Here is a 10,500-nt window from a genome sequence, read left to right as displayed (position 1 = left end):
CCCTCTGGCCTGGGCGGTCAGGAACTGCGTCCAGGTCGGCCCGCCGCTGCGGGGCGCCGGATCAACGCCGGCTTTGGTCAGGATCGCCCACACCGTGCTGGACGCGACCCGGTATCCCAACCCGACCAGCTCACCCTGGATACGACGGCACCCCCAAGTCGAGTTCTCCGCGGCCAGACGCAGCACCAGGGCCCGGATCTCAGCCCGTACCGCCGGCCGGCCCGGCCGGTTCGGGTAGGTCCACTTGCGGGTGACCAGGCGGCGATGCCACCGCAACAGCGTGGCCGGGGTGACGAAGAACGCCGCCCAGCGAGGGCGCGGCAGCAGCCGAGACAACGCAGAGAGCACCGCCCGATCGGCGGGCTCCAGATCGGGTCGATGGACTTGGCGGCGCAGTACGGCGACCTGATGTCGCAGCGCCAGGATCTCCACCTCGTTAGCGCGATTGCCACGCAGCACCAGGATCGCCAGTTGCAGCAGCTGGCGCAGGATGAGATACCCGAACGACAGGATCATGGCGTCAGCATGACCATGGGAGCGGGCCAGGGTGCCGGACAAACCGCACGTCAGACCCCGCGGCCGGGTTTCCGAACGGCACAGGGAGGGCACGCCGCCGGCCGGCTTCTGCCTGCTCGGCGTCGCCGTGATCATGTATGCGCCGCGCGGCGCCGCCGGTCCCTGACCCGTGGACGTCTGAGCCTTTTTCGATAGCTACCGGGTTTCCATCTGCCGTTTGAGGGTGGCGAGGTTGGCGGGCATCTCGGCGCGGGCCTGCCGGCGTACGACCAGTGGTACCAGGAGTTTGCCGATGCCGTGGCCGGTGAAGTCGACCGAGATGGTCAGCCGGGACCGGCCCGCGGTCAGCGGTTCCACGGTGACGTCCACGGTGGCCCGGATCGGGCCGTCGATTCCTTCGACTCCCCAGGTGTGTGGTGGTTCAACGTGGGTGACGGTCGAGGTGCTTGCCCGGTCGGCACCGCCGATGCGCCGGGTGGTCAGACAGCGGGCGCCGACCTGTGGTGGCCCGGTGTGTTCCATGCGGCCGTCGACGACGCCTTGCTGCCATTGGTGGAAGCGGGTCGGGTCGGTGGCGTGGGCGAAGACGTCCGCGGCCGGCCGATTGATGTCGACGCTGGTAACGGTGGCGGTGCTGGCGGCCGGCATGTCAGCTCGTCTCGGTGAACAGGGCGGTGTAGCGGGCCAGGTACAACGGCCAGCCCTGGTCTTGGCCGATGCCGTCGCGGACCGATTCCCAGCCGGGGCCGTGCCGGTCGAGGTTGCGGTGTTCGAGCTCGACCCGGGTCCGCTCCGGTGTCTCAGCGATGAACCGGACCTCGACCTCGCTGGTGTTGTCCGGATCCTGCTCCACCTGCCAGGTCGGCCCGATGTCCCAGGAGAACACGACCCGGTCCGGTGGGTCGAAGGCGAGGATCCGCGCCCACCGGCACTCGGTGCCGTCCTCGCCGCGGTCGTAGATGTGCCCGCCGACCTTCGGCTCGAACACCGTCTCGACGATCGGCGTACCCATGATGTTGTGCTCACGCGGTTTGAAGTCACCGAACCGCTGCGTGAACACGTCGAAGGCCCGTTCGATCGGGGCGTCGACGACGACCTGTCGGCGCACCACCAACTCGGTCTCGGTCATGACCTCTCCTCGTCCGGACGTTCTGTCACGTCCTGAAAACCGTCCAGCGCGCGGGCCCAGTAGGTGTCGAGCTGGTCGCGCAGCGCGGCCACCCCGGCCGGGTTGAGCCGGTAGACCCGGCGGGTGCCCGCCGCCCGGTCGGTCACCAGCCCGGCCTCCTTCAACACCTTCAAGTGCTGCGACACCGCGGGACGGCTGATCGGCAACGCGTCCGCCAGCTCGCCGACCGCCTGGGGCCGCTCGGCGAGGCACGCGACGATGGCACGCCGGGTCGGATCGCCCAGCGCGTCCCACCCGTCACCCGCTTGGTAAGTAGCCACGAACGGTAAGTTACGACTAACGTACCGGTCCGTCAACCCACCTCGCGGTGTCCCACGGCTCTGTACGGCTGCCACGGGCCGAGGAGGTGAGCCTTGATCACAAGAACCGGCTGTCCGGTGACAGGCGTTCTTCCACGCTCGGCTTTCTCCACGAGCTTGCTATGTCATCGGACGTCGATCACGACTTTGTGGGCCGTCGGGTCGTTGGTGAGTGCGGCGAGGACCTGGCCGTAGTAGTCGAGTGGGAACCGGTGGGTGATGATTTCGTTCGTTCGTGCCCGGCCGGTGCGCAGTGCTGCGACGGCCGCGCCGAACGTGGTCATTTCGGCGTAGGAGCCTTTGATGGTGATCCCGCGTCGGAGGATGTCGTAGGGGCTGGCGGACAGTGTTTCGTCGGCGCGGGTGACGCCGTAGATCAGGACGGTCCCGCCGTTGCGGGTGAGCGGGACGCAGATGTCGCCGATGGCGGTGAGGCCGGTTGCCTCGACGACGATGTCATAGCCGTCTCCGGACGGTGCTGCCTCGAGCAGGGTCTCGGCGCTCTTTGCGGTGTCCCGGGTCAGGGCGATCGTGAGATCGGCTCCGAGGCGGGAGGCCGTCTGCAGTTTGGCGGGCGCGATGTCGGCGACGGTGACGGATGCCGCGCCGCCTGACCCGATCAGTTGGGACAGCAGGATGCCGGTCGGGCCGGCGCCGATGACCAGGGCGTGTGAGCCGGGGCGTACGCCGAGGGTTTCGACGCCGTGCATCGCGCAGGCGGTGGGTTCGGTGAACACGGCGACGTCCGGGTCCAGGCCCTCGACGGAAAAGACCTGTCGCTGATCGACGGTGACGGACTCGGCGAAGAACCCGGGCAGGCTGCTGCCCATCCCGCGGGAGTTGCCGCACAGGCCGAGTCGGCCGGCCAGGCAGTAGTCGCAGCTGCCGCAGTAGATGTTCGGGTTGACGGTGACGAGTTCGCCGGGATGTACGCCGGCGACGTTGCTACCGATCTCCTCGACCTGGCCGACCATCTCGTGGCCGGGAATGAACGGGAAGACGGCGTTGAAGTGGCCGTGGTGCAGGTGGAGGTCCGTGCCGCAGACACCGACGGTCTGAACCGCGATCCTGACATCGCCCGGGCCGACTGGCGGCGTCGGTACGTCCGTGACGGTGAAGCTGCGCGGACCGTCGTATCGGACCGCCCTCATGAGGGTGTGACCGTGATGACGAGAGTGGCCCGGCTGCGGGTGGCGACGACGGCCGCGTTGTCCTGATCCGTGGTGCCGGCCGAGCGTGCGGCCCGCTCGAGACTCCGGACCGCTTCGGCGGCGAGTTCGGCGCATGCCTGGGTGCCGGCCCGGGACGCTGCGAGCTTGACGACGACCTCGGTGCCGCGGCTACGCAGTTCGCGCCCACGTCTGACAAGTGTGGCCGGGTCTTCACCCCACGCCTGGGAGAAGACCTCTTTGGATCCGGCTCGGGTGGCCCAGCGGTAGATGTCGGGAATGGCGGAGCCGCCGAGCTCCGCGCGTTGAGGAATCGTCGGGTTGGTGGCGACGCCGGTGAAGAGCGCGGTCGCGAGGAGGTTCTCGGCGGCCGTGCGGTCCGCGGTGTCCAGGTACAGGCGCACGAGGTTCCTCTCTGGCCGGGGCCGCGGGAGCGGAGTTCTCGTCCGGGCGCGGCATCTTGTTCGGTTGATTCGCAAGGGGGCCGGCTGCTCGACGGTCAGCGATGGAGGGCCGGCCGTCGGGGTTGTGGCGCGTCCGCTCAGGGAGCGATGACGACCTTGTGGACGGCGGGGTCGGACGCCAGCGCCTCAAGACCTTCGGCGTAGTCGTCGAGGGAGTATCGGTGGGTGATGATGCCGTCGGTCCTGGCACGGCCGGAGCGCAGCGCCGCGATGGCGGCGCCGAACGAGGTCATCTCGGCGAAGGACCCTTTGATGGTGATCTCGCGGCGGAAGACGTCGAACGGGTGGAAGCGGACGGTCTCGTCGGCGCGGGTGACGCCGTAAACGAGGACCGTGCCGCCGTTGCGCGTGACCGGGACACAGAGCTCCCCGATCGCGGTGGATCCGGTTGCTTCGACGACGAGGTCGTATCCGTCCCCCTGTGGCGAGGCGGCCTGTACCTTGGAGATCGTGTCGCCGGCATCGCCACGGTTGATCTGCACGGTGTGGTCGACGCCGAGGGCGGCGGCGGTGTCGAGTTTGAATCGGGTCGGCGCCGCGACGGTCACGGACGAGGCGCCGCCGGTGGCGAGCAGTTGGGCCAGCAGCAGTCCGGTGGGTCCTGCGCCGAAGACCAGGGCGCTGGAGCCCGGGCGTACGGCGGCGGTCTCGAGGCCGTGCATGGCGCAGGCGGCCGGTTCGGTGAACACGGCGACGTCCCGGGGCAGGCCTTCCACGGAGAACACGAGGCTTTGCGGGGCGGTCGCGAACTCGGAGAAGAAACCGGTGACGTTGGCGCCGAAGCCCTTGGCGTTCGTACAGGAGATCAGCCGGCCGGCGCGGCAGTAGTCGCAGTAACCGCAGTGCAGGTTGGGGTTGACAGTCACCTGTTCGCCGACGCTGAACCGGGTGACGCCCTCGCCCAACTGGTCGACTACGCCGACGACCTCGTGTCCGGGGGTGAGGGGGAAGACCGCGTCGAAGCCGCCTTCGTGGAGGTGTAGATCGGTTCCGCAGAGGCCGACCTGGTCGACCCGGATCCGTACCTCGCCCGGACCCGCGGAGGGCTTCGCGATCTCTTTGACGGTGAAGCTGCGGGCGGCGTCGTAGACCACGGCCTTCATTTCGGCCCTCCGAGGACGTGCAAGGCCCGGATCGCGGCGGCCGGGTCCGGTGCCCCGTAGACCAGAGATCCCGGGATGACGCCGTCGGCGCCGGCGTCTGCGATCGGGCCGACCGTCTCGGCGCGGATACCGCCGTCGACGAAGACCGGCTGACCCGACCCGAGTGTGCTGATGCCGGTCTTGAGCCGTCGTACCCGGTCCGGTGCGTCCGGGACCTGACCCGCGCCCTTGACGCCGATGGCCGTGCCCATGAGCAGGAAGCGGTCGATGTGTCCGGTCCATCGCAGAGCGTCGGCGACCTCCTCGTGCACCTCGACGCCCAGGGACGGCCGGGCGCCGGCCTGGCGGATCAGGCCCAGGGTGGCGGCGATGTCGGGGCAGGCCGATGCCTGCACGGTCACCATGTCGGCGCCGACGTCGATGAACCGCCTGGCCCAGAGGCCGGGATCGCTGACGTTCAGGTGCACGTCGAGCGGCAGCGCGGTCCGCTTCCGGACGGCGGCCACGAAGTCCGGCCCGAAGAGCAGCTCGGCCACGTTGTGGCCGTCGAAGACGTCGATGTGGAAACCGTCGGCGATGTCGGCGACCCGGTCGATGTCGCGGCCGACGTCGAGTAGATCCGCCGACCACAGCGAGACGTAGGCCTGCACAGGACCTCCCCCATGACCGAGTCGAGCAATGCGTCTGTACGGCACTGTGCCGTACCGATACTGAGCTGTAAAGAGTCAAATCGAAAGTATCCGTGGGAGTATACAGACTCGGATCGTTTCGTTTAGGCTCGGATGGAGTCGACTGGAGGTGGCAATGCGGGCGATCGGGGTGGACATCGGAGGCACGAAGCTGGCCATCGGTTCGGTGGGCCACAGCGGGCAGCTCCGCGACTTCGAGCTCACGCCGTTGCCCACCAAGCACTACGACCGGCTGATCGCACACATCACCGCGCGCATCGCCGAGCTGACCGATGGCAGCGCGAACCGGCCGGCGGTGGGGATCGCGATGGCCGCCTGGCTCAGCCCCGACCGAGGCGACGTGGTGTCCGCGGTCAGCCTCGGCTGGGAGCGCCGGCAACTGCGGCAGGATCTAGCCCGCAGCACCGGTCTGCACACGGTCCTGCACAACGATGCCAACGCCGCAGCTTGGGGCGAGTACGTCCTCGCGGGTGCGCCGTCCGAGGGTGCCTTCGTCATGCTGACGCTCGGCACCGACGTGGGTGGCGGGGTGATCTGTGACGGCCGGCTGATCACCGGGGCCTCCGGGCTGGCCGGCGAACTCGGGCACCTGCAGGTCGACTCGACCGGACCGGCCTGCGTCTGCGGGCGCCGCGGATGCCTGGCCGTCTATGCCAGCGGCAAGGCGATCCTCGCCGGGGCCGTCGAGCGGGGCCGCGCCGCCGGTCTCGACACGTCCGCCTGGACCGGGCCGGACGTCGCCGCGCGGGCGAACGCCGGCGACACGGCCGTGCTGACCGTCATTGACGACGCCGCCCGGGCCATCGCGCTGGCGTGCGGGCAGCTCGCCTGCGTCATCGACCCGCACACCGTGGTGCTCGGGGGCGGCGCGAGCGCCATCGGCGATGTCCTGCTCGACGCCGTACGCAAAGCCGTCGCCCGGATCGAACCGATGGGACCGGTCCATCCCCGCCCGCATATCTCCCTGGCCCGCGCCGGCAACCGCGCCGGCGTCCTCGGGGCCGCCGAACTCGCCGTTCAGCCTCAGCCGGGCCTTTGACGCAAGGAGCACCCATGTCCAACCTCCGCATCGGCGTCGTCGGCGCCGGGCGTATCGCCCAAGCTGCTCACCTGCCCGCACTGGCGCGCGCCGAAGGGGCCGAACTCGTCGCTCTCTGCGACCCGTCGCCGCTGCTCGCCGGGCCGCTGAGCAGCCGGTACGGCGTACCCGGATATCAGTCTGTCGACGAGTTGCTCGACGACGACAACGTCGAGGCGGTGATCGTCGCGGTGCCGGACCGGCTGCACCTGCCGCTCGGCGTGAAAGCCCTGCGCGCCGGGAAGCACGTGCTGGTGGAGAAGCCGCTTGCCGGCACCGTCGAGGACGCCGAGGAACTGGCCGCCGTCGCGCGGGAGAGCGGCCTGACACTCCAGGTCGGCGCGATGAAGCGGTACGACCCGGGCGTGCAGCACGCCGCGGAAGCCGTGCGTGACCGCATCGGGAAGGTGCTGTCGGCCACCGTCTGGTACCGGGTGATGTCGGCACTGCGGCCGGCGACCGAGGCGACCCTGTTCCCCGCCCTGGTCGTCGACGAGACGGTCCGGCAGCAGGAGGCGGCCTTCAAGGCCGACCGGTCCAGTTACCTGCTCACCACCCACGGCGCCCACGTCCTCGACGGGGTGCGGTACCTGCTCGGCGACCCGGCCCGGGTGTCGGCCCAGCTGGCCCACTCCGGCAAGGACTACACCTGGCACGGTCTGGCGGGACTGGCTGAAGGCGGTCTCGCGCACTTCGAGATCACCGCGAACGTCCACGCGGAGTGGTCCGAGGGCGCCGACATCTACGGCGAGAAGGGCCACGTCAGACTGCGTACCCACTTCCCGTTCGTCCTGCGTGCGAGTGACGTCGAGGTCTACGACGAGGCGAACGGCACGAGCGAACGAGCGGTCTTCCCCGACTCCAACGCCTACGAACGTCAGATCGAGGCGTTCGCGGCCGCGATCGCCTCGGGCACTCCGGCCAGCCCGGACGCCCAGGACGGGGTGGCCGCGGTCAGGCTTATCGACGCCGTCGCCGAGTCGGTGGCCAACGACGGTTCGTGGGTGAAGCCGTGACCGAGCTCGGAGTGTTCGCGCGGGTCTTCCCGCCCGGCCCGGCGGCCGAGGTCGCGCGAGCCATCCGAGCCGCCGGCTTCACCGCCACTCAGCTCAACCTGTCGGCGCTCGGGCGTACCACCCTGGACACCACCCTCACCGTTGAGGACGCGGCCGGCATCGGCCGCGAATTCACCGACGCGGGCGTACGGATCTGGGGTCTGTCAGGAACCTTCAACGCGATTCACCCGGACCGCGCGGTACGCGAGACCAACACCGAAGCCTGCCGTCAGGTCATCGCCAGGGCACCCGCCATCGGCGCCGAGGTCGTCACGCTCTGCACCGGCACTCGCGACGCGGACAACATGTGGCGGGCCCACCCCGGCAACAACACCGCCACCGCCTGGAATGACCTGCGCGCCACCCTGGACCGGCTGCTACCTGCGGCCCGCGACGCGGGGGTCCGGCTCGGCATCGAACCAGAACCCGGCAACGTGATCCGCGACGCCGACGCCGCACACCGGCTGCTCACCGAACTGGGCGACGACGCCCGGCACCTCGCCGTCGTTCTGGACCCGGCGAACCTCCTCGAGCCGGCCACCCTCTCCCGGCAACGGCTGATCCTCGAGTACGCGTTCGGCCTGCTCGGCGAGCACGTGATGGCCGTGCACGCCAAGGACGTCGTCAGCCAGGGGTACGCCGCACCCGGGGCCGGTGGCATGGACTACGACCTGGTGATGCGACTCCACGCCGGGCTTCCGCACACGGTGCCGGTCATCGCGCAGGACCTCGTCGCCGACGACGCCGTACGCGTCAGCCGGTTCCTGGCCGACCACGCACCCGCATGACCGGACTCAGCTTCTCCGTTACCGGCCAGGGCACCGAACCGCTGCTCCTGCTGCACGGGCTCGGAGGCACCAGGCGGCAACCACTCGGCATCGTCGACGAACGGGCGCGGCGCCACTGCCGGATCCTCGCCCCGGACCTGCGAGCCCATGGCGCCACCGACCTCGACGAGCAGCCCGGCCTGCTGAGCTTCGGTCAGTTCGCGGCCGACGTCGAACGCTTGGTGACCGACCAGGAGATGGCGAACGGGGTCACCGTCGTGGGTATCTCGATGGGGGCCGGGATCGCCGCCGAACTGGCCGCTCGAGCCCGCCTCACCATCAAGGCGATGCTGCTCATCAGACCCGCCTGGAGGTGGACGCCGGAACCACCCAACCTGGCGCCGCTGACCGCGATCGGGCGGCTCCTGCGCGACCACCCGGCGGCACAGGCCCGGCGGCTCTTCGCCGGGTCGATCGAGTACGCCGCGGTCGCGGACACGTCAGAAGCCGCCGCGCGCGCACTGCTGGGCCAGTTCGCCGACCCCGGCGCGACCCGGCGCTGGCAGCGGCTGGTGGCCCTCCCCGGTGACGCGCCCACGCCACCACGAACGCCCGTCATCACGCACGTGCTCGGCGCCGGCCGAGACCCCGTCCATCCCCTCGACGTCGCCGAGTCGGTGGCGGCCGATTTCGGGGCCGACCTGACCATCGGTCCGGCCCGCTACGACCAGCCCGCCGAGCACAACGCCGCTGCCGCCGCGGCCGTCCACCGCCTGCTGCGGGCGGCCGACACGGGGGAGAGGCGCGCGTGAGCCGCGAGATGCGGGTACGCGAGACTCGGGGTATGTCACAGTCCGACGCGCCCGCCTTCGCCGTCGAGCGTCATGCCCACATCCTTCAACTGCTGCACGAACGCGGCCGGGTCCGCAACACCGAACTGGCCGACCTGCTCGGCGTCACCGAGCCGACGATCCGCAAGGACATCGCCGACCTCGCCCGGCAGCAACAGCTGCGCCGAACCCACGGCGGCGCCATCGCCCTGCGTACGGCGATCGAACCCGACATGCCCGCCCGGATGGGCCGCAACATCGACGCGAAGTCCCGCATCGCCCACGCCTGCCTGGCATTGGTCAAGACCGGCGACGCCATCTTCCTCGACAGCGGCAGCACGACCCTCGCCATCGCCGAACAACTCGTCCCGGCGGCCGCCGCCGGCTCCCCGGCCAACGTCAACGTGCTCACCAACGCGCTGGCCGTGGCCCAGACCCTCGCCGACAAGGCCGGCATCCGGCACACCGTGCTGGGCGGCAACTACCGTCCCACCGGCGGTTGCTTCGTCGGACCACTCACCCAGCAGGACCTCAACAGCTTCACCGTCAACCTCGCCTTCCTCGGGGTCACCGGCGTCACCGACCAGGGGTTCACCGTGGCCGACCTGAGCGAGGCGCAGGTCAAACGCGCCGCCATGGACAGGGCTCGCCGAGTCGTCGTCGTCATGGACAGCACGAAGGTCGGAGCAACCGACTTCGCCACCGTCTGTGAACTCGACGCGGTCGCCACCATCGTCACCGACGAATCGAACGACCACCTCGCCGCACTTTGCACCGCTGCAGGCGTGGAGCTAATCGTCGCTGCCGCCGACGTTATCCCGACTGATCAACCCCGGGCTCGCTGACACGACCGGGAGGTACCTGATGTCCACCAGCCAACCTCCGCGACGCTCCGCGATGGTGACCGGCGCCGCTCGCGGCATCGGGCGGGCCATCGCTCGCCGGCTCGAAGCGGACGGTCTCATGGTCTCCGTCTCGGACCTTGCGTCCGCGGCCGCCGAGCTTGAGGAACTCAGCGCCGGGCTCACCCGGCAAGGGACAGGAGCCATCGCGTTGTCACTCAATGTCGCCGACCCGACGCGGTCGACGCCGCAGTACAGACACACGTCAGACACTTCGGCGGCCTCGATGTGATGATCGCCAACGCGGCATCGCCGCTACCGCTCCACTGGTCGACTCCGGTCACCGGACACGCGTCATCTTGCTGATACGACGCGTTGCCGCTAACGGCCCGCAACAGGGCCTGCGACAGGTCACCAACGGCGACGAACCGCCGTAACCGGAACGTCTGGGCCCTGAGCTGCGATGATGCGGTTCTTATTGTTTGTCCACTGCGGTTCG

Annotated in this window: 13 protein-coding genes and 1 pseudogene; 6 read left to right on the top strand and 8 right to left on the bottom strand. The window is 69.8% G+C overall.

The genetic code is table 11. The features are described from left to right. The 8 genes and pseudogenes from AB0M54_RS40575 to AB0M54_RS40540 all read right to left on the bottom strand — a co-directional run. Positions 1-516 (bottom strand): annotated as a pseudogene (locus AB0M54_RS40575) (hypothetical protein); the annotation flags it as partial. A gap of 195 nt (positions 517-711) precedes the next feature. After that, the gene (locus AB0M54_RS40570; protein WP_364318106.1) at positions 712-1,164 is read right to left on the bottom strand and encodes an SRPBCC family protein; all 453 of its coding nucleotides are present in this window, start codon (positions 1,162-1,164) and stop codon (positions 712-714) included. 1 nt (position 1,165) lies between these two features. Then, positions 1,166-1,645 carry an SRPBCC family protein gene (locus AB0M54_RS40565; protein ID WP_364318104.1) on the bottom strand — a complete coding sequence of 160 codons (480 nt, stop codon included), beginning with the start codon at positions 1,643-1,645 and terminating at the stop codon, positions 1,166-1,168. Further along, positions 1,642-1,965 (bottom strand): metalloregulator ArsR/SmtB family transcription factor, encoded by a 324-nt coding sequence (locus AB0M54_RS40560; RefSeq protein WP_364477431.1) that lies wholly within the window; start codon positions 1,963-1,965, stop codon positions 1,642-1,644. Before AB0M54_RS40560 ends, AB0M54_RS40565 begins: the two co-directional genes overlap by 4 nt. A gap of 164 nt (positions 1,966-2,129) precedes the next feature. Continuing rightward, positions 2,130-3,155, bottom strand: a complete 1,026-nt coding sequence (locus AB0M54_RS40555) for a zinc-dependent alcohol dehydrogenase family protein (protein ID WP_364318101.1) — start codon at positions 3,153-3,155, stop codon at positions 2,130-2,132. Continuing rightward, positions 3,152-3,577, bottom strand: coding sequence for a transaldolase family protein (locus AB0M54_RS40550; RefSeq protein ID WP_364318099.1), 426 nt, complete (start codon positions 3,575-3,577; stop codon positions 3,152-3,154). Before AB0M54_RS40550 ends, AB0M54_RS40555 begins: the two co-directional genes overlap by 4 nt. 137 nt (positions 3,578-3,714) lie before the next feature. After that, positions 3,715-4,740: a zinc-dependent alcohol dehydrogenase family protein gene (locus AB0M54_RS40545; RefSeq protein ID WP_364318097.1), complete on the bottom strand. Its 1,026-nt coding sequence runs from the start codon at positions 4,738-4,740 to the stop codon at positions 3,715-3,717. Beyond that, positions 4,737-5,390, bottom strand: coding sequence for a ribulose-phosphate 3-epimerase (locus AB0M54_RS40540; RefSeq protein WP_364318095.1), 654 nt, complete (start codon positions 5,388-5,390; stop codon positions 4,737-4,739). The genes AB0M54_RS40545 and AB0M54_RS40540 overlap by 4 nt, the downstream gene beginning before the upstream one ends. 154 nt (positions 5,391-5,544) lie before the next feature. Between AB0M54_RS40540 and AB0M54_RS40535 the strand changes: the two genes are divergently transcribed. From AB0M54_RS40535 to AB0M54_RS40510, 6 genes are read left to right on the top strand one after another with little or no spacing between them, the layout of a single operon-like run. Then, a complete protein-coding gene (locus AB0M54_RS40535; protein WP_364477428.1) occupies positions 5,545-6,468 on the top strand; it encodes an ROK family protein in 924 nt (307 codons plus the stop codon). A gap of 14 nt (positions 6,469-6,482) precedes the next feature. Then, a complete protein-coding gene (locus AB0M54_RS40530) occupies positions 6,483-7,523 on the top strand; it encodes a Gfo/Idh/MocA family oxidoreductase (RefSeq protein ID WP_364318092.1) in 1,041 nt (346 codons plus the stop codon). Then, positions 7,520-8,350: a sugar phosphate isomerase/epimerase gene (locus tag AB0M54_RS40525; protein WP_364477425.1), complete on the top strand. Its 831-nt coding sequence runs from the start codon at positions 7,520-7,522 to the stop codon at positions 8,348-8,350. The genes AB0M54_RS40530 and AB0M54_RS40525 overlap by 4 nt, the downstream gene beginning before the upstream one ends. Next, entirely contained in the window at positions 8,347-9,141 is a 795-nt protein-coding gene (locus AB0M54_RS40520; protein ID WP_364477422.1) for an alpha/beta hydrolase, read from the top strand. The genes AB0M54_RS40525 and AB0M54_RS40520 overlap by 4 nt, the downstream gene beginning before the upstream one ends. A 32-nt stretch (positions 9,142-9,173) precedes the next feature. Then, a complete protein-coding gene (locus AB0M54_RS40515; RefSeq protein ID WP_364318086.1) occupies positions 9,174-10,004 on the top strand; it encodes a DeoR/GlpR family DNA-binding transcription regulator in 831 nt (276 codons plus the stop codon). Between the two features lie 19 nt (positions 10,005-10,023). Beyond that, positions 10,024-10,293: an SDR family NAD(P)-dependent oxidoreductase gene (locus AB0M54_RS40510; RefSeq protein WP_364477419.1), complete on the top strand. Its 270-nt coding sequence runs from the start codon at positions 10,024-10,026 to the stop codon at positions 10,291-10,293. Positions 10,294-10,500 lie beyond the last annotated feature (207 nt).

The organism is Actinoplanes sp. NPDC051470 (assembly GCF_040682035.1).
In the GTDB taxonomy this organism is placed as follows: Bacteria; Actinomycetota; Actinomycetes; order Mycobacteriales; family Micromonosporaceae; genus Actinoplanes.
Note: the sequence above shows the minus strand (reverse complement) of the source record. Positions and strands in the feature narration are given on the sequence as shown.